Genomic DNA, 19004 nt, shown 5'->3' with positions numbered 1-19004 from the left:
CGAGGAAGTGTTCGCCCTCGACGATCCGACCGGCGCGCTCCACGTCGTTTGTCAGACACTGCGTCCCCCAACACAGGGTGGGAGCCGCACGCCTCGCCTACGGAGGACACGGTTTGTTTCGTGCCAGCGGAATGTCAATAGCCATACAAGTCCAGACACCGTTCCGGCAACAAAAATCTGCAACGTCGCCTCCGCAGGTCGCCCCGCTGTTGAAACGAGCTTGGCCGCCTCAAGTCCCGCAAGCAACCCCACACTGGATAAGCCAGCGGACCACAATGCAAGAGATACTAACCGTCGAACGAGGCGACTCCTCATCCTAAGTCTGAGCCCGCTGTGCGAACCGGCTGACGATACAGCCATGACGAACAGGCCAACGAAAGAAGAAATAGTTACGGCCGCAGCGGCCCACCAGAGCGCATGGGTTGTAATTAAAAGAAAGAGCGGAATAACCAGGGAACCAGCCATGCACCACTGCGCGCGTCGAACGTGAATGAAGTTGCCTCGCATTTCTTGACCACTGGCCAGACCCCCGAACGGCACGGCGAGGCCGGCACCAATCGTTAGAAGAGTGGCAAGAGCTCCAGCTTGTTCCCACCCGTCCCCAAGCCACAGATCGACGAGCGCCCCTGCATTCACTGCAACAATCCCGAAAATCGGAAAGGCAATTCCCGCTGAAAGGGTGGCCGCGTCATGCATGGCCCTATCAGCAATGTTGGGCTGAGTCACGAGACGCCAGTATGGCTGCATGGCACGATTGAGTGCCGCAGTAAGGGCAGAAGCAGGCATCTGCGCCAATGAAGCGCCTTTACTGAATTGGCCCAAGGAGCTAGCTCCCAAGGAAGCGCTTACGATCCACTCAGGTGTTCGCTGTAGAAGGAAAAATCCTGTATTCTGAGTCGCTATCTTCCGCGTGAAAGCCATGATCGTGCGATAGAAAACTGGGTTGCCAGGAACGCGTTTATGGGTCTGAAATACTCTCGAAAAGAAGGCCAGCAAGAGAGACTGCAGAACAACTACAACGGCCAATGTCCAGCTTTGCTTATAGTACAAAGCCATAAGCGCGCCGCAACCACTAGCTGCAACGAAACTGATAAGTAGTGCTAAGGCGTCCTTCTTTGGTTGCAATTCACGGCGCAGCAATGCCGACTCGATAGACGCAGAGGGCGCTACCGCTTGGCCGACGGCCAGCAGGGTAATATAAGTATGACCTTCTGGGGCGCGCAACACCAATAGCCAACTTGGAACCAGAAGAAGAAACACGACTGCGGACAGTATTCCTCCTAGAACGCCGCACAGACGAATCGTCAAGACTGCACGGGCTCCCAGCTCAGACTCCCTCAACACGAACGACGGCAGCCCTGTTGTCGTAAGAAGGGAGAGTAGGCCCATAAGACTTAGAGCGGCCGCAAACCCGCCAAATTCAGTGGGCGTGAAGAGCCTGGCCGTCAAGGCTGCATAGACCAATTGACCAATGCTCATAATCATCTGACCGGTCAATGCCCACGATAAACCGCGAGAGACACTTCGAAATCGGCTCACTGGACGGCCCTTGAGTCAAATTTCATCTCGATCTTTTCTGCAGCAAAAAGCGGCCTTCTCTTCAATATCGGCTGAGCGGAGTCCCTGTGTTGATGTGCCGCGACCTAAACAATGCAAAACGACATTAAATCCGTCACAAAGACGCATCAGTTCAGCAACGCTGCCCTATAAAGCTCCTCCACATACGCCGTCGTCACATTCCTTTTGCTGTGTCTAACCGCTATCAAGCGCCGTCCATTTGCCACTAGACGATTGGCGAGCGGAGTGTTTTCATGAAGATCGCGAAGCGCGGACGCAATCGCCTGCGCGCGAGAAACATCAACGAGAAGCCCTGCATTGCCGCCATCTAAGGTCCACGGAACTCCACCCGCGCGATAACCGCCAATGATAGGGACTTCCGCCGCCATTGCCTCTAAAAGACACATTGGTTGGCTCTCCTCTAGCGAGGGATGACAAAATATGGACGCCTCGGCTAATTGATGAGCTATCTGAGAACGAGATTGTTTACCTAGAAAAAGAACACCGTCGGACAGATTTCGGTTCGAAGCCCACTTCGCCATTTCGTCGTTCTCTCCCAAACCGGGCCCGACGAGTCGTAACTCGTACCCGGGCACATCGCGAGCAAAAATGCCGTACGCCTCGATAAGCCTCCGCACGTTCTTCAGCGAGCTGCCGTCGGCAATGTCAAGGATCACGGCCTTTCTTCTTCTGAGATGCGGATCTACCTGCGGCAAAGGCGGAGTCATGTTCGGAATGACTCTTATGGTCTTTGGAAACAACATCTGCCATCGCCATCTTTTGGCAAGGTAAGGCGACACAGCGGTAACGCAGGAAGCGGATAGCCGAACCCGGTAAGCCATTAGCGTTCTGAACAGGCGGTAGGCATCCGGAAGGTTCCGGAGAATCGTCAACGGTGCGTCGTGGACGCTGAGAACGCATGGCTTTCGAGAAGTTACACCCACCCAACCAAATTCATAGGACCAATGTGCGCTCACGACTTCGGCGTCACTCGAAGCGAGCTCACGTGACATCAAATTCCGCTCTTCGCGAAACAGATCGAACGCACGGTCTTTCGCCCGTTTCCTGTAGGGGACAACGGAAATGGATAGTTTAGGTCCTTCTGCCCGCCAAACGGACGCAATGTCAGGAGAAGCACTTATCAGGTGAACGTTGTGCCCCAGGTCCAGAAGGCCGCGAACAAGATCGTTGATCGGCGTGCCACCGAGCCCCTCCGGCAAGCCATCGTCGGACGCCGCTATGTCGCCAACAAACTCCGGCGGTCGGCAGGGGCCAAGGACTGCGATCTTCACTGAATCGGCCGCTTAGAACGGAGATATGGGGAGACGCCAAGGACGCTCTTACGAACGCGGCGTACCCACCAGAGGCCGTAGCTCGCCAAATAGTAGGCTATCCAGCTTCGCGGTGCTGCCAATCGGAGGATCTTCATCATTGACTTAGGATTGCCGGCTCCCTTCGGCCCCACGAAGTGCTTCCATTCCGTCGCAATCGAACGTGAGGGGGGAACAGGATTCCGAGCACAAGTTCCAAGAGAGCCGGGAGCAAGTTTTGCACCAACAGACTTAAATTTTGCCCGGAAACCGTAATCGATGTCCGCCAAGGCATGCGAGTATGCACCATCGATACCGCCAATCAATTCAGCAACAGATGCCGGAACCAAGACTAAGTTTCCATTAAAGATCTCTACCGACTCAGGAGCGGAGGACAAAGGGCACCGTTCAAAACTCAGAGGGTGGAAACCGCGCTTTCGTAATCCCGAATACGTCACCGCCGATGAAAGGGGATCTCTCATTGCGCCCACCAATATGTGTTCAGGATATTCCAGAGAGAGACCATGAAGCCGCTCAAATGCATCTAAATCAAGTAGGACGTCATCATTTAACCACACGATGTAGGAGTTCTCTTTAGATTCTCGTCGAATGGTTTTCAAGACCGAGGCCTCCGCGATTGCCATGCTCCTGGCCCAGAACTCTGACCCAGTTCCCGTCAGTATCTCGGTGCCCGGAAATTGCAGAGAGACGGCTTCAGCCGTTGAGTCATGGCTACCGTCATCATAAAGAGTTATCCGCATTTTGAGATTAGCCTTTAGGGCTGCGTCATGCGCGCGTTGGATGCACTGAAGAGTAGATTCTCGCCTATTATGGCAAGCCATAATTACATACAGATTCACAATTTGCCACCTAGACTCGGACCAGCAATGCCATGTTAAGATTCGTAGGAACGTCGATTATTGCGTTCGGAATCGAGTTGCTGCCGACCGCAGATGCCTTCAACACCAAACCAAACCTGCTCGTTTAGAATAAAGCCATCTTCAAGATTTCGGATGTGCAGGGCCGCACCTGCGTACACCTAGTTCAACGACGCGCGTATTGCGCTCTAAGAACCGTCTTGAGAAAAGTAACATTTCCAAATAGATAGCGTCGCCATAGTCTTCGAGGCTCACTGGCTAGGCGGAATAACCACTCGAATCCGGCATTTCGCATCCAAGCGGGAGCCTCTCGTACCGTGCCCGCAGCAAAATCAAATGCGGCTCCAACTGCCACTGCAAGCAGTCCTGTTGCTTCAGCAAGTCGGCGAGCTTCAAAATCCTGTTTGGGCGTCCCTAACCCAATCCAAACAATATGGGCGCCGGACCTGATAATTCTGTCATCCTGAGCAGCATATTCACTAGCGGTGAGTTGTCGAAATGGTGGACTCTCCACTCCAACAATTTCGGCGTCAGGAAATTGCATCAGTAGATTATGCCGCAGCTTAGAGAGCACTTCTTCGGTCGATCCCAGTAGAAAGTGCTTAACACCAACAGACTGTCCAACGTCGAACGTATCAAGAAATAGTTGCGGGCCGCGTATCTGCCGAATAAGGGGTTTCTGCCCGAAAAGCTTCGAAGCCCACGTCAGCGGTTTTCCGTCAGGAAGATTTACGGCAGGCGGCTGGAGGCACTCTCGATAGGCATCGGATTGACTTGCCAGGGCGAGAGTGTAGGCGTTCACTAGATGCACGTGTCTAGGCATACTCTGGAGTGCTACATAACAAAGCTCCGAGGCTGCCTCAGTAGGACTTGTCGAAACTACGTCGATAGTCCCAAGTGATTGTCTTTCGAAAAACCCTTCAGCCACAGCCGACGTATGTTTCATCTTATTTTCCTGCGACTCGGGGATAGGGCGCTGATTCATCTTTCATACAATCGGTCGGCCGGATACTTTGTGGCAGGTCGGGGACCCTCATCTCGTAGCAGCTCAGCGCCGATTGAGCCGGCTCTGTGCACCTTCCACCCACCATTCTCGTTACTCCAAGCCTTACGGCGGCTAAGCCTATCGCCCGCCGATGAAGTCTCATGGTTCGACAGCGTCACGTCATGGCCGTCGTAGGAGTAGGAATACGCGTCAGGCCCTTTCGCCGGAAGCCTGTTGAGAACAACTCCCAATAGATTTGAGCCGACCAGTTGCAGCGCTGAAATTGACTTGATCAGATCTTGATTCTTGAGCTTCTGTGTCCCAACCACTAGAACCACGCCGCCTACGTGTTGCGAGAGTACCGCAGCGTCCGTTACTGGGAGAAGCGGTGGAGCGTCGATGATGATGGTGTCGAATGCTTGTTCAAGCCGCAGGATGAGCTGCTTCATCTCGATCGAGCCTAGAAGCTCACTTGGATTTGGCGGAATCTGACCTGAGGCTAAAACAAACAGGTTGTCTTCGCCCCAGGGCTGCAATAGATCGTTTACGTCGGCGACACCCACTAGAGCAGTGGTGAGACCTGCGCTAGCGTCGATTCCCAAGTAGTCGCCCACCATAGGGCGGCGAAGATCTGCATCGATCAGACAAACGGACTCACCCGCCTGAGCCAGAGCTATAGCTAGATTCGTGGCAGTAGTGCTTTTCCCTTCGCCAGGCAAGGACGAAGTAACCAATACAGTCTTCGCGTGTCCCGACACATTCGCGAATTGAAGATTTGTGCGCAGTTGGCGAAAGGACTCCGCTCTTGGGCTCTGGGGTGCAACTTGAGTTAACAGAGGCCTTTTGGTCGCCTCAGCGTCGAACGAAATGCCGCCCAGCAAAGGTGCCTCCGTGATATTGCGCACGTCGGCCTCGCCCCGGATGCGAGTATCCATGAGTGTCCTGAGAACTGAGAGGCCGATACCCAACGCCAGTCCAACGACCAGGCCGAGGAGCAAATTTAGACGCGTATTCGGACCAGAAGGTGCATCTGGCGCGACTGCCGGCTTGATGATTGAAAGACTCACCGGGGATGTCCCGCCTGTCCTAGGCCTCTCAAGGGAATCGACCGCACCAATCAGGCTGGTAGCTACCGCCTCCGCCATTGCTGCCGCCCGAACCGGCGAACCGTCCTCGACAGTGATGTTGATTAGGACCGTATCTATGTCGCTGCTCGCCGTCACTACCCGGGATAATTGAGCGGGAGTCGTCGAGAGCCCGAGGGAGTCTATAACAGGTTGAAGCACCATAGGTGACTCAACCGTCTTCACGTAGGACCGGACTCTTGCCTGAGTAAAAGTATTACCCTGCTGAAGTTCTTGGACCGACCCCGAACTCTGAGTAGCTACAAAGAGCTCAGTGTCAGCTTTATATGTCGGCTTTGTCAGGACGGAAAGCACGCCTCCGGCTAGGATACCGGCCAGCGTTGCGGCAACTATCAATAGCCAGTTGCGTCGCAAAATGCGCAGGTAGTCGCGTAAATCCAAAACCGGAGTCCCCCTGTAAGTTTTTGGCGTTGCCGGGACCGTCGTGCTCAGCACGGCAACTTTCGTGCGTCCCGGTAATTATAGCCGTCCCCGTCGAAGGCTCGACCGCCGTCGTAATCCGCCTTACCTAGATGAGGCAGAGCTGCGCTCGCCAGTTCGCCTGCGAGCAAACTCCGGTGATGAAATAAGCCCAGAGGTGAAGAATCGAGGTAAGCGGCCGCATGTCAAGACGCAGCCTTCCGTCTTGACGCCGTCTGCTAACAAAGAAATTGTCGGTATCCACCAACTTGGAACCCAAGGCTTTGGGTTCCAGCCGAGCTCGGTCACCCATGCTGAACCCCACAGCCGCTTCACAAATTATCTTCAAGGACCGTTCGCGCCCGCAGTAGGGCGGTCTGTTTAGCTACTTACGCGGCGGCCCATTATGATGAGGTCGGTATTCAGCCGAGCCATTTAAGCGCCCGTGGGCGCAGTATCACCAGCATCGTGGGGGCATCATGACTAAACGCGCACTAATCACTGGCATCACAGGCCAAGACGGCTCGTACCTAGCCGAGCTATTGCTGAACAAGGGCTACGAGGTACACGGGCTTATCCGTCGGGCTTCAACTTTCAACACAGCACGTGTGGACCACCTGTATGTCGATCCTCACGATCCTAAAGCCAAACTGTTCCTACACTACGGAGATTTGTCGGACGGCGCACGCCTTGTCACTCTGCTCGCGGATATAAAACCCGACGAGGTGTACAACCTAGCCGCACAGTCCCATGTACGTGTCTCTTTCGACGAGCCGGAGCACACGGGTGACACGACGGGCGTCGGCACAATCCGATTGCTCGAGGCAGTACGCATGTCTGGGATTGAAACGAAGTTTTACCAGGCATCGTCATCGGAAATGTTTGGTGCCACACCTCCCCCACAGAATGAAGAAACGCCGTTCTACCCACGGTCGCCGTACGGTGCAGCAAAGGTATATAGCTACTGGATCACAAAGAACTACCGCGAAGCGTACGGGATGTTTGCCGTGAACGGCATCCTGTTTAACCATGAATCTCCGCGACGTGGTGAAACATTTGTTACTCGTAAGATCACTCGCGCCGTTGCTGCCATCAAGGCTGGAAAACAGGATCTTCTGTATATGGGTAACCTCGACGCAGTTCGTGACTGGGGCTATGCCGCCGAATATGTTGAGGGTATGTGGCGAATGCTTCAGGCAGACGAACCTGACGATTTCGTGTTGGCTACGGGGGGGAACTACACCGTCCGTGATTTCCTTCAGATTTCCTTTGACCATGCGGGCTTGAACTGGGAGGATCACGTGCGTTTCGACGAGCGTTACCTTCGGCCGACAGAAGTGGATGCGCTCGTTGGCGACGCCTCAAAGGCGCAAGAGAAACTGGGATGGAAAGCTTCAGTTCACACGCCAGAGCTTGCTCGGATCATGGTGGATGCCGACATAGAAGCGCTTAAGCATGCAGGTAACCATTGGATTGACAAAGTGTCTCTAGAGAGCTGGAAGAGCTAGTGGCGGACAGCTTGAGTTTTGTACCAGGAAAGCTTGACCGCTCGTCTACTTTCTACGTAGCGGGGCATCGTGGCCTGGTGGGCTCGGCGATCTGGCGCAAATTAGAGCAGGAAGGATTTTCTGACCTCGTCGGTCGTACATCTTCAGAGCTTGATCTCAAAGACCGGGATGCTGTGTTTGCCTTCTTCGCTGACACGAGGCCCCGATATGTGGTTCTTGCCGCTGCCAAGGTTGGGGGCATCCTTGCCAACAACACCTATCCTGTCGACTTTTTAAGTGAAAACCTTAGAATTCAAGTCAACGTTCTTGACGCGGCTAGAGAGTACGGTGTCGATCGGCTCCTTTTCCTCGGCTCATCGTGCATTTATCCTAAGTTCGCGGAGCAGCCCATACGGGAGGACTCCCTGCTGACTGGACATTTGGAACCCACCAATGATGCGTACGCCATCGCGAAAATTGCCGGAATAATGCAGATACAGGCGATTCGCCGACAATATGGTCTGCCGTGGATCTCTGCCATGCCCACTAACCTGTATGGTCCGGGTGACAATTTCTCAATAGAAGGATCACACGTCTTACCCGCTCTAATCCGGCGCTACGACGAAGCCGCTCGTGCTGGCACTCCAGTTGTAACAAACTGGGGTTCAGGCTCGCCCAGGCGTGAGTTTCTTCATGTGGACGACATGGCGTCGGCGTGCTTACACCTCCTTGAGAACTACGACGGAGCATCTCAGGTTAATGTGGGAACGGGTTCAGACGTAACCATCATGGAACTGGCCAAGCTTGTAGCCGCGGCCGTTGAATATCAGGGCGAAATCGCTTGGGATTCTTCCAAGCCTGACGGAACGCCCCGCAAGCTCCTTGATGTTTCGAAGCTGGCGGAAGCAGGCTGGACATCAACAATTGGGCTTGAAGCAGGAATTCGCTCAACTGTTGACTGGTACCGGTCTAACCTCGCAGACATTCGCAGTTAGCCAATGGGGGACTACTGTCGGTAGTGGCACTGAAGTGGGGGAATATAGTGAGTTCAAGCAGCGACTGGCGGACGAAGTCTTCCCGCCAGTTGCGGGTGGTTGACGCCTTCGTGGTGACTTGGGCCGTGGCTGGAGCCTACATTATTCGCTTCGGCTTCGAAGCTGGATCTGTAGGCTCCAGCCAGGAGTTCAACTACGTCTGGCTCTCCGTAACCCTCGCTGTCTCCTGGTGGCTAATGCTCGGCGCTTGGAACAGCAGGCAAAGCCGCATACTGGGCTCGGGGCCCGACGAATACAAGAGAGTTGCCGCGGCGTCCTTGTGGCTATTTGGACTGATTGCCATTGTTTCCTATGTCCTACGTGTTGATACAGCACGAGGCTACGTTGGAGTTGCCCTTCCGGCTGGCTTGTTAGGCCTACTTTTAGCACGTTGGCTCATCCGACAGCATTTGAGCGTAAACCGGCAACTCGGTCAGAGTATGTCTCGTCTCCTCCTCCTCGGCGGTCCAAGCGCGGTCGCACACCTCGCTCGTTCTCTCGACGCAGAAAAACACGCCGGGTATCTGCCCGTTGCCGTCTACACCCCTGGCAACGTGAATGGATCCGTAGTCGAACCAGAGTCAGGACTCCCGCTCCTCGGTACCAAACCTGATGCACATTCAATTGTTTCTGCCATCGAAGCCTGTAATGCGGACGCTGTCGCCGTTTCCGCTGGCGTTCAGCTCCATCCCCAAACACTCCGCCACTTGGGGTGGGAATTGGCAGCCCGGAACGTCGGGCTAATCATGGCACCAGCGCTGACCGACATTGCAGGTCCTCGTATCCACACTCAACAGGTTGCCGGGCTTCCACTCATCCACGTCACCACCCCTACTCTTGAAGGGGGACAGAGAGTAGCAAAGCGACTGTTTGATGTTGTTGTTTCAAGTCTCCTTATAGTTCTCTCCCTGCCGGTTATGTCAATCATCGCCCTGCTCATCAAGTCGGGTAGCAAGGGACCAATATTGTTCCGGCAGCACCGAGTAGGCATCGAGGGCAAGCCGTTCCAGATGTTCAAGTTCCGTTCAATGGTTGTAGACGCGGAGCTAAGACTCGCCGCTCTTGAAAACCAGAATGAGGGCAGCGGTTTACTGTTCAAAATGAGAAATGATCCAAGGATCACTCCCATCGGTCGGTATCTGCGAAAGTTCAGTTTGGACGAGTTACCTCAACTCTTCAACATTCTTTTAGGATCCATGAGTCTTGTCGGCCCGCGGCCCCCGCTTCCCTCCGAAGTGGCGGCATACGAGCAGGACGTGCGTCGCAGGCTGCTCGTTAAACCAGGGCTCACTGGATTGTGGCAGGTCAGCGGTCGTTCGAACCTGTCGTGGCAGGACTCGGTGAGGCTGGACCTGTACTACGTAGAAAACTGGTCCTTGGCCGGAGATCTCCTGATTCTTATCAAAACTTTCCGTGCCGTTTTCCGCGGCTCGGGAGCTTACTGACCGCGCTTTGCACGGACGCCGCCCTTTCGGGGAAGGAAAAGTAGTTATGAAAATATCTGTAATCGGTTGCGGATATCTAGGAGCCGTTCATGCGGCATGCATGGCTAAGCTCGGCCATGAAGTCGTAGGCGTCGATATCGACCAACGCAAAATCGCTGAACTGTCCGCCGCAAAGGCGCCCTTCTATGAGCCAGGTCTTGAGGAGCTGCTCCGGGAAGTGCAGGAAACGGGGAGGCTGAAGTTCACTACCGACATCTCGGCCGTCACCGGCAGCGCAGTACATTTCATTTGTGTTGGGACGCCTCAGAAAAAAGGTGAAAACGGAGCCGACCTGACGTTTGTCGATGCGGCGATGCTGGCGCTGATGCCTCACGTTATGTCAGACGATGTAATTGTGGGGAAATCAACGGTTCCTGTGGGTACAGCAGCGAGGCTGGCGGATGTCCTAGAGAGCAGCCAACCCTCCGCGCATCTGGTCTGGAATCCAGAGTTCCTCAGGGAAGGGCACGCTGTTGCTGACACCCTCCAACCCGATCGATTCGTTTATGGCGTGCGCACGGGTTCAGAGGAGCACATCGCTGTCAGCGTCCTCGACGAGGTCTACAGGATGCCGTTATCGGCCGGAACACCGCGCTTGGTCACGGACCATCCCACGGCCGAACTGGTAAAGACTGCAGCAAATTCCTTTCTCGCAACGAAGATTTCGTTCATCAACGCCATGGCGGAACTTTGTGAAGCTGCAGGGGCCGACGTCACACAACTAGCGGACGCCATCGGAATGGACGATCGGATAGGACGAAAGTTCTTGAACGCAGGAATAGGGTTCGGTGGTGGATGCCTGCCAAAGGACATTCGGGCGTTTATGGCTAGAGCGGGTGAACTTGGCGCTGATCAAGCTCTTACCTTCCTCCGTGAAGTCGACGCAATCAACATGCGGCGGCGCACCCGGGTAGTGGAACTGACTCGCGATTTGTGCGGAGGCTCCTTGCTGGGCAAGAGAATTACCGTACTAGGCGCAGCGTTTAAACCCGAAAGTGACGACGTTCGTGATTCACCGGCCTTGAGCATTGCTGCCCAATTGCAACTCCAAGGTGCTGTCGTGACTGTCACTGACCCTAAAGCATTGTCTAATGCCTCCCGCCGTTTTCCCGAGCTTCATTACGAAGCTGACTGCAGCATCGCACTTGAGTCGGCGGACGCCCTTCTCCTACTGACCGAATGGCAGCAGTACCGAGACCTCGACCCCTATGAAGTGGCTGGCATGGTCTCTTCTACCCGGATTCTTGACGGCCGAAACGTACTTGATGCGGCGAAGTGGCGGGCAGCCGGCTGGGCATACCGAGGTCTTGGAAGGCCCTGAGCATGGAAAGTTCGCGCATCGCCTCTCAGAGCCCGGATGAACAAACTTCCAGGACCACATCAGCCGTGGAGCCTGCTCGCCGGCAAAATCGGCGGTTCATTTTGCTGGCGGTGAGTGCAGCCATCGTCCTCATTGCCTTCGCCGCGGCAGCCTGGTTGGCCACCAAGGCGGCGACAATAAGGGACGAACTCAACGCCGCCAGCACATTGATCGTTCCTTTGAAAAAGGGAGTAACCACCCAAAATACTGAAAGTGCTGTGTCGACGGTGGATCAGTTGCGTGCCCATACAGCAGCAGCCAAGCAGTCTGCTGAAGATCCCCTTTGGACCCTAGCGTCAACTGTTCCGGGGATCGGACACAATTTTGCTGCAGTCTCAGAGGTAGCCCAATCGGCAGACGACGTTGTCAATTTAGGTCTAGCTCCACTTGTAAGGGTGTATAGCTCCCTGGACTGGAACGCGTTGGTCCCCAGCGGCGAGGGTGCAAACTTACAACCGTTAGTAGCCGCTTCTCCATCGGTTACTTCAGCCGCTCATGCTGTTCGTGCTTCCTCCGAAAGACTCGACGAGATTGATGCCAGCAGCCTCTGGCCTCAGCTTGCCACGCCACTCGTGGAGGCCAGAGACCAGTTACGAGAGGCGACAGGGGCACTTGATGCATCGGCCGATGCATCGCGTCTTTTGCCCAAGATGATGGGGGTTAAAGCCCCAAGAAATTACCTGTTAATGGTACAGAATAATGCTGAGGCTCGAGCTTCGGGCGGCATTCCAGGAGCACTGGCCATTCTTGAACTTGATAACGGGAAGTTCTCGCTAGGAGCACAAAGTAGCGCAGGCGAGATAGGTACCATGAACCCTGTCATTCCTCTGGATGAAGTTCAGCAACAGATCTACTCGAGGCGCTTGGGTAAGTTCATGCAAGACGTAAACCTCACGCCTGATTTTCCTACCGCCGCCAGCACGGCCGCGACGATGTGGGAGCGAAAAACAGGACAACGGGTTGATGGGGTCGTCTCCGTCGACCCTGTTGCGCTGGGTTACATCTTGGATGCCACCGGCCCGGTACTCCTCAGCAAACCGGAGCTTCAGCAAATGATAAGTCTCGGACTGCCAAGTGAACTAAACGGCCAGAATGTGGTCCCTACCCTCCTGTCGGACGTTTACGGAAGAATCGAAGAACCGAGGCTTCAAGATGCTTACTTTGCAGGCGTTGCCCAAGAAATTTTTGGGGCCCTCTCAAATCAGCAAAGCGATCCACAAAAGCTTGTCGCGGGCATTTCACGAGCGGTAGCCGAAGGACGAACGTCCCTTTGGTCCGCAGTGGACGAAGAACAGTCGATAATCCGCAACTATCCATTGAGCGGTTCTATTGCTGGACCGAGCGTTCCAGCCGCACAGTTCGGTGTTTACTTCAACGACGGCACGGGTGCCAAGATGGACTACTACGTCAAGAGGACAGTCCAGCTCATCAAAGAGTGCCCTAAAGACGGGTATGAGGGAACAACCGTACGTGTCACCGGTACGAACACTGCACCAGTCGACGCAGCAACATCCTTGCCGCCGTATGTGACGGGGGATGGTGTCTTCGGTGTCCCGCCAGGATCGGTACAAACGAATATCGTGGCGTACGGACCCGCCCAGGCCCATGTAGAGACAGCAAAGCTGGACGGGCAGAAAACCGAGTTTGCTCCCTACTTCCATGGCAACAGACCTGTAGGGGTGCTTGCCATTCGGCTAGCACCTGGTGAGAGCAAAACCGTCGATTTCACCTTCGGCAAGATTGTCCAGCACACAGAACCTAACGTAGTTGTCACGCCGACTGTGCAAGATGTAAAAGACGTGACGCTGCCCACAGAAACCGTTGCGTGTGGCTAGAAGAGTGGCCTGGGCGTTAACACTATGTAAACCGACTGGATTGACATTGCTCACAAACAGGAGCAGATGGTAGCGTCTCTCTTGGGATCATTATCCGTAGTTCCGCATAGGTCTCGTGTGGAGAGGAAAATTTCCTCAAAATCGGGTACACCAAAAACTTAAACGTCTCCGGGGGGACACTCATGAAGAAAACACTCGCAGCACTAGCACTCGCTGGCTCACTCGCCCTTATTGGCTCACCGGCCGTAGCAGCCGAATACCCGGCTCTCCCGCCGCAGGCCGCTGTTTCTGACGGCGTTGTTGGCCCGGGCGAAAGCTTCGTGTTCCGCGGCCAGGGCTTCCTTGCCGGCGAACCGCTCATCATCCGCGTAACGCCCGGCCAGCCGCCGGCAGCAAGCGGTGCCAACATCGCTGGTAGCCGTTCAGTAGCCACCAAGATCCCTGTGTTCCTGGCACCGCAGGAACTCAGCGCCACCGCAGACGCCCAGGGCGCCTTCGCCCTCCCGATCTCCATCAGCGAAGCAGGCACCTACAGCCTGACCGCTGAAGGCACCCAGTCCGGCGTCGTCGTCGGGCCCGTCACGGTCACCGTGGCAGCTTCCCTGGCCAACACCGGTGGCAACGCCGGCGGCGCTCCCCTGGCCAGCACCGGCGGTGCAGGCCTTGCCAACACCGGCGCTGACTCCGGCCTGGTCCTGTGGACCTTGGTGGGCGCAGGCGCACTGGCTGCCGGCGCAACCTCTGTAGTGGTTGTTCGCCGCCGCGCCAAGGCTGAGGTAGCTGCATAACAGCACCACCTATAACCACCGAAGAAGGTGGGTGTACTCCGGAAACGGAGAACACCCACCTTCTTCGTTTTAACGTCTCAACACCCTGAGCCGCCAATCGGGCGGCCGGGCTGTGGTATCAATATGAGCTATGGGGAGACATTGGCGAAAAGCACCACGGCAGTACGACTTCTCGATTCCCCTCCCCGGCCCCCAGGTGCTCCCCTACATTCTTCTGGCGCTGCTGGCGGTTGCCGCCCTGGGCACCGCAGCGTTAGCCCTTCTGTGGACCTCCTGAAGGCCACGTGAAGCAGCTCGTGAACTATCGGCTGTGGCGCCTGGTCCTCCTCGCCATGCTGGTCCCCCTGGCGATTATCGCCTTCTGGCCGAGCCCCGTGGACCAGCCGGTACAAGGCCAGCTCGCAGCCGTCCTGAAATTCCTTCACCGCCACGGCATGCCGGCGTGGTTCAATTACAGGTTCGTGGAAGCATCCGCCAACGTGGCGCTTTTTGTCCCCGTTGGACTAGTAAGCTCGCTGGCTTTTCCCAGCTGGCCCTCGTGGAAAATCGGCGCATTCGGATTCCTCATTTCCTGCTGCATGGAACTGGGACAGCTGCTGTTTCTCCACAACCGTTTTCCAAGCCCGCTGGACCTCGTGACAAACACGTCAGGCGCTGTCATCGGCGCCCTCCTGGCCGCTACAGCCCTTAAACAACTACAGGCCCGCCGCCTTCCGGCAGCGGACCTGTAAGCGGTCTATAGCGTCGCTTAGTTCACGAAGCCCTTCATCCAGGTCTTCAGGTCCTCGCCGAACTCCACCCGCTCAGACGCGAGGGTGATGACGGCCTTGAGGTAGCTGAGCTTGTCCCCGGTGTCGAAGCGGCGGCCCTTGAACACCACACCGTATACGCCGGAACCTTCACCCTCCCCGGCAGCCAGGGTCTGCAGCGCATCCGTCAGCTGGATCTCATTGCCGCGGCCCGGCTCGGTCTCCTCCAGGATCCCGAATACGGCCGGGTGCAGCACGTACCGGCCGATCACGGCCAGGTTGGACGGCGCATCCCCCACCGCAGGCTTCTCCACCAGGCTGTTCACCCGGACATAATCCTCACCGTCCACAGCGGTGATGTCCGCGCAGCCGTACGCGCTGATCTGCGCCGGATCCACCTCGATCAGGGCGATCACCGAACCGCCGGTCTTCTGCTGCACCTCCATCATGGTGGTCAGCAGGTCCTCAGCCTCATCAATGAGGTCATCACCCAGCAGCACAGCAAACGGCTCATCCCCCACGTGCTGGGCCGCGCACAGCACCGCGTGGCCCAAACCCTTGGCCTCGCCCTGGCGGACATAGTGGATGGGACCCAGCTCCGAGGCGTACTGCACGGACTCCAGCTTGTCCTTGTCCCCCTTGAGCTCCAGCGCACGCTCCAGGCCCGGCTCGCGGTCAAAGTGGTCCTCCAGGGACCGCTTGTTCCGCCCCGTGATCATCAGCAGGTCCGTCAGGCCGGACTTCACCGCTTCCTCCACCACGTACTGGATGGCCGGCCGGTCTACCACCGGCAACATTTCCTTCGGCATTGCCTTGGTGGCGGGCAGGAAGCGAGTCCCCAATCCGGCAGCAGGAATGACGGCTTTGGTTATTGCTTTCCCCGTTGTCATAGCTGAACCTTACAAATCAGCGGCAGGCAAAGGCAATTTTCGTCCCAGAAAATCAGCGCCTGGAACAGCGGGACCTTCAGCCCTAGAAGCCGGCCGCCGTTGGGCGGATCCTCGAAGAAGACCCACCGGTTCCACCGCTCCATCCCCGGCCATCCTTCCCCGAGCGACCTCTCCCTATGCCATGAACTCCCACCGGACTCTGCCAGCCCACGGCGCCACCGCCACGGAAGCGCCAGTCCCATCGCGGCGCCGTCGGGCAGTTGGCTGGAAGACAGCCCTCGCGCTGGTGGCCGCTTCCGTCCTGCTCCTGCCGGTGGTGCTGCTGCCCCTTACCACGGGGGTTCCGGCCCTGGCCTGGCTGCCCCTGCTGCTGGTGGCGCTGGCTGCGGTGGCCTGGCTGGTGGTCCGCCGCCGGCAGCCCTACGCCCAGCCGGCCGGCCTGGGGGTCCTGGTGCTCATCGCCGCCGCTGCCGTCCTTGCCTCGCAGGTATTCACGACGACGGCGCCCATCACCGGCGCGGACGGCCGCCCCCTGCCCGGCAGCATCGCGAGCGTCGAAAAAGTGGAGCTGAACGGCAGCGGGCAGTGGATCATGGTCCGGGGCAGCGACACCTCCAACCCCGTGCTGCTCAACCTGGGCATGGGCGGCCCTGGCGGTGGCGGGTTCTTCAATTCCATGGAGTTCCGGCCGCTCGAGGACCACTTCACGGTGGTCAGCTGGGACGAGCCGGGCACCGGAAAATCCTACGGCGCCGTACCCTTCAGCGAGCTGGACAAGGAACAGTACGTGGCTGACGCCGTGGCCCTCACCAACCTGCTCCGGGAACGGTTCGGGCAGCAGAAAGTCTTCATCTACGGGGTGTCCTGGTCCAGCATCATCGGCATCTGGCTCGTCCAGGAACACCCGGAGCTGTACCACGCGTTCGTCAGCAGCGGCCAGATGGTGAACACCACCCAGAACGACCGCATGGGCTACGAGCTGGCCCTGCAGCATCTCGAAGAGCAGGGCGACACCGGGCGAGCGGAGGACCTGCGCCGCAACGGCCCGCCGCCCTACCGCGGGGACAACGTGGTGGCCCCCTATGTCGACTTCCTGGACGTGCTCAACGAAATCATGGGCACCCCGCGGTTCACGGTCATCGTGCCCCTCATCCCGTTCTTCGTTCCCGAGTACGGCTACATGGACAAGATCAACCACACGCGGGGGCTGATCGAAACGTTCAACGTGGTGTACCCGCAGCTGGAAGGCCTGGACTTCAAGGAACAGGCAGCGGAACTGCAGGTGCCGGTGTACTTCTTCGTGGGCCGGTACGACGTCAACGCCATGGCCTCCCTGGTGGAGGAGTACCACAACGCCCTGACGGCCCCGGACAAGAAACTGGTCTGGCTTGAGGGCGGGCACGGCCTGGGCAGCGCCGACAACCAGAGCGTGTTTATGGACGAGATGGTCAACCACATCCGCCCGTTGTCCGGGGCTGGCTGATGACCCCGTCGCCCGCTGGTCCCCTGCCACTCATCAAACGGCATCCCGTGGCAGCCTTCGTGGCCATAGCCGTCACGCTGTCCTGGGCCGCCCAGATCCTGTCCCTCCTGCTGCTGGGCAACATCCTGCCGGGAATCCTCGCCGAACTGCTGATACTGCTGGGCACGGCCATCCTGGTCACGGGCGCCGCGGACGGCCGGCCAGCGGTCCGTGAGCTTTTCCGCCGGGCGTTCCGCTGGCGGGTGGGCGCAGCCTGGTACGTGGTGGCGGTTCTGGCCCTTCCCGTTCTGACGGCCCTCATCGCTACGCTCACGGGCACCTTCCACGCGCCGGCTGACGGCTGGGCGCCCCTGGCAGGGAACTACCTGCTGAACACCGTGATCATCGGCGCCCTGCTGGCCAATATCTGGGAGGAGCTCGCCTGGACCGGCGTGGTGCAGCACCGGCTCATGGACCGGCACGGACCGGTCATGGCTGCCCTGCTGACCGCCATCCCGTTCGCACTCATCCATCTGCCCTTCGCCTTCGCCGAGAAGGGCTTCGGCGGCACGCCCTGGACCGACGTTGCCGTCTCCTGGGCGGTCCTGTTCCTCTTCGCCCCGTGCTTCCGCCTGCTCATGGGATTCGCGTACTTAAGGACGGGCTACTCCCTGCTGATCGTGGGGCTACTGCACGCGTCCTTCAACGCCTCCGCATCCACGAAGCTTGACGTGTTCGACGGCGAGTGGCAGCAGATTGCCGCGGTCATCGTCCTGCTGGGGATTGTTGCCGCGGCTACCGCGTCCCGCCCGGTCCGCTCCAGGCCGGCGCCTGCCTGAGGGGGCCGCTCAACCGCGGCCGGTGAATTTCGGCTCGCGCTTTTCCTGGAACGCCCGGAAACCCTCGGCATAATCGTCCGTTGTGCAGAGGCGTGCCTGCTCGGCGTTCTCCTCCTGCATGGACTGCCACAGGCCCAGCCGCTGGTCGCGGATGTGCGCCACCAGCTCCTTGCTCGCCACAAACGCACCGGTGGCACCGGAAGCAACCCGGTTCACAATCCCCCGCGTCGTCTCCAACAGCTCGTCCGCCGGCATGGCCCGGCTGAACATCCCCTGTGCCACGGCCTCCGCGCCGGAGATCAGGTCCGCGGTGTAGATCAGGTCCAGCGTCCGGTGCATGCCCAGCCGCTCCGTGAAGTACCAGTGCCCGCCCGAGTCCAGCGTGGCCCCCAGCTTGGCAAACGGCGAGCCGAACTTGGCGTTCTCCGCCACGTACACCACGTCCGTGGCCAGCAGGAGCCCCAGCCCCACGCCCAGGCAGGCCCCGTGCGCGGCCGCGAAGGTGGGCGCCGGGAAAGCGGCCATCTTCTTCAGCAGCGGCTCCACCAGCCCGCCCAGGTACGCGGCGGCGTCGTCACTCTCCGGCGTCACGTTCTGGATGTCCCGGCCCGCGCAGAAGGCGCGGCCCTCTCCCCTCAGCAGCAGCGCCCGCACCTCACCGCGTGAGGCGGCGGCAGCAGCGTCGTCGTACGCCTGTGTTAAATCCGCCAGCGCCTGCTCGTCCAGGGAGTTCAGCTTGTGCGGCGCGTTCAGCACCACCTCGGCCACGGCGTTGTTGATGGAGAGGGAAATCATGGAACTC

Annotated in this window: 16 protein-coding genes and 1 pseudogene; 9 read left to right on the top strand and 8 right to left on the bottom strand. The window is 57.9% G+C overall.

The window, feature by feature from the left end; translation table 11 throughout:
* Nucleotides 1-51: 51 nt before the first annotated feature.
* The 6 genes and pseudogenes from AC6CHP_RS00295 to AC6CHP_RS00270 all read right to left on the bottom strand — a co-directional run.
* Nucleotides 52-1539 (bottom strand): oligosaccharide flippase family protein, encoded by a 1488-nt coding sequence (locus AC6CHP_RS00295; RefSeq protein WP_498227667.1) that lies wholly within the window; start codon nucleotides 1537-1539, stop codon nucleotides 52-54.
* Between the two features lie 146 nt (nucleotides 1540-1685).
* Nucleotides 1686-2849, bottom strand: a complete 1164-nt coding sequence (locus AC6CHP_RS00290) for a glycosyltransferase family 4 protein (RefSeq protein ID WP_498227666.1) — start codon at nucleotides 2847-2849, stop codon at nucleotides 1686-1688.
* Entirely contained in the window at nucleotides 2846-3709 is an 864-nt protein-coding gene (locus AC6CHP_RS00285; RefSeq protein WP_498228290.1) for a hypothetical protein, read from the bottom strand. The genes AC6CHP_RS00290 and AC6CHP_RS00285 overlap by 4 nt, the downstream gene beginning before the upstream one ends.
* A 202-nt stretch (nucleotides 3710-3911) precedes the next feature.
* Nucleotides 3912-4691 (bottom strand): WecB/TagA/CpsF family glycosyltransferase, encoded by a 780-nt coding sequence (locus tag AC6CHP_RS00280; RefSeq protein ID WP_498227664.1) that lies wholly within the window; start codon nucleotides 4689-4691, stop codon nucleotides 3912-3914.
* A 35-nt stretch (nucleotides 4692-4726) separates the two neighbouring features.
* Nucleotides 4727-5665: a CpsD/CapB family tyrosine-protein kinase gene (locus AC6CHP_RS00275; RefSeq protein ID WP_498228289.1), complete on the bottom strand. Its 939-nt coding sequence runs from the start codon at nucleotides 5663-5665 to the stop codon at nucleotides 4727-4729.
* 336 nt (nucleotides 5666-6001) lie between these two features.
* Nucleotides 6002-6310: pseudogene (locus AC6CHP_RS00270) on the bottom strand (YveK family protein); the annotation flags it as partial.
* Between the two features lie 443 nt (nucleotides 6311-6753).
* On the opposite strand from AC6CHP_RS00270, the gene gmd reads away from it, so the two are divergent.
* The 7 genes from gmd to AC6CHP_RS00235 all read left to right on the top strand — a co-directional run bounded on the left by gmd (nucleotide 6754) and on the right by AC6CHP_RS00235 (nucleotide 14993).
* Nucleotides 6754-7782 (top strand): GDP-mannose 4,6-dehydratase, encoded by a 1029-nt coding sequence (gene gmd / locus AC6CHP_RS00265; protein WP_498227662.1) that lies wholly within the window; start codon nucleotides 6754-6756, stop codon nucleotides 7780-7782.
* Entirely contained in the window at nucleotides 7782-8756 is a 975-nt protein-coding gene (locus AC6CHP_RS00260; RefSeq protein WP_498227660.1) for a GDP-L-fucose synthase family protein, read from the top strand. The genes gmd and AC6CHP_RS00260 overlap by 1 nt, the downstream gene beginning before the upstream one ends.
* Before the next feature lie 47 nt (nucleotides 8757-8803).
* Complete coding sequence (locus tag AC6CHP_RS00255; protein ID WP_498228288.1) at nucleotides 8804-10240, top strand: sugar transferase; 1437 nt, start codon at nucleotides 8804-8806, stop codon at nucleotides 10238-10240.
* 46 nt (nucleotides 10241-10286) lie between these two features.
* On the top strand, nucleotides 10287-11600 hold the full coding sequence (locus AC6CHP_RS00250) for a UDP-glucose dehydrogenase family protein (RefSeq protein WP_498227659.1): 1314 nt from the start codon (nucleotides 10287-10289) through the stop codon (nucleotides 11598-11600).
* A gap of 2 nt (nucleotides 11601-11602) precedes the next feature.
* The gene (locus tag AC6CHP_RS00245) at nucleotides 11603-13474 is read left to right on the top strand and encodes a DUF4012 domain-containing protein (protein WP_498227657.1); all 1872 of its coding nucleotides are present in this window, start codon (nucleotides 11603-11605) and stop codon (nucleotides 13472-13474) included.
* 182 nt (nucleotides 13475-13656) lie between these two features.
* Nucleotides 13657-14262: an LPXTG cell wall anchor domain-containing protein gene (locus AC6CHP_RS00240; RefSeq protein WP_251423010.1), complete on the top strand. Its 606-nt coding sequence runs from the start codon at nucleotides 13657-13659 to the stop codon at nucleotides 14260-14262.
* Between the two features lie 284 nt (nucleotides 14263-14546).
* Nucleotides 14547-14993 carry a VanZ family protein gene (locus AC6CHP_RS00235; protein ID WP_498227656.1) on the top strand — a complete coding sequence of 149 codons (447 nt, stop codon included), beginning with the start codon at nucleotides 14547-14549 and terminating at the stop codon, nucleotides 14991-14993.
* 17 nt (nucleotides 14994-15010) lie between these two features.
* Here the strand turns inward: AC6CHP_RS00235 and galU are convergent, their stop codons facing one another.
* Nucleotides 15011-15901: a UTP--glucose-1-phosphate uridylyltransferase GalU gene (gene galU, locus AC6CHP_RS00230; protein ID WP_400512202.1), complete on the bottom strand. Its 891-nt coding sequence runs from the start codon at nucleotides 15899-15901 to the stop codon at nucleotides 15011-15013.
* Between the two features lie 286 nt (nucleotides 15902-16187).
* Here galU and AC6CHP_RS00225 point away from each other — a divergent pair, with 286 nt between their 5' ends.
* Complete coding sequence (locus AC6CHP_RS00225; RefSeq protein ID WP_498227654.1) at nucleotides 16188-17384, top strand: alpha/beta fold hydrolase; 1197 nt, start codon at nucleotides 16188-16190, stop codon at nucleotides 17382-17384.
* The gene (locus tag AC6CHP_RS00220) at nucleotides 17384-18202 is read left to right on the top strand and encodes a CPBP family intramembrane glutamic endopeptidase (RefSeq protein ID WP_498227652.1); all 819 of its coding nucleotides are present in this window, start codon (nucleotides 17384-17386) and stop codon (nucleotides 18200-18202) included. Before AC6CHP_RS00225 ends, AC6CHP_RS00220 begins: the two co-directional genes overlap by 1 nt.
* A 9-nt stretch (nucleotides 18203-18211) precedes the next feature.
* On the opposite strand, the gene AC6CHP_RS00215 is transcribed toward AC6CHP_RS00220, so the two are convergent.
* A complete protein-coding gene (locus AC6CHP_RS00215; RefSeq protein ID WP_498227650.1) occupies nucleotides 18212-18997 on the bottom strand; it encodes an enoyl-CoA hydratase/isomerase family protein in 786 nt (261 codons plus the stop codon).
* Between the last annotated feature and the right edge of the window lie 7 nt (nucleotides 18998-19004).

The organism is Pseudarthrobacter sp. GQ63, from assembly GCF_059758765.1.
Note: the sequence above shows the minus strand (reverse complement) of the source record. Positions and strands in the feature narration are given on the sequence as shown.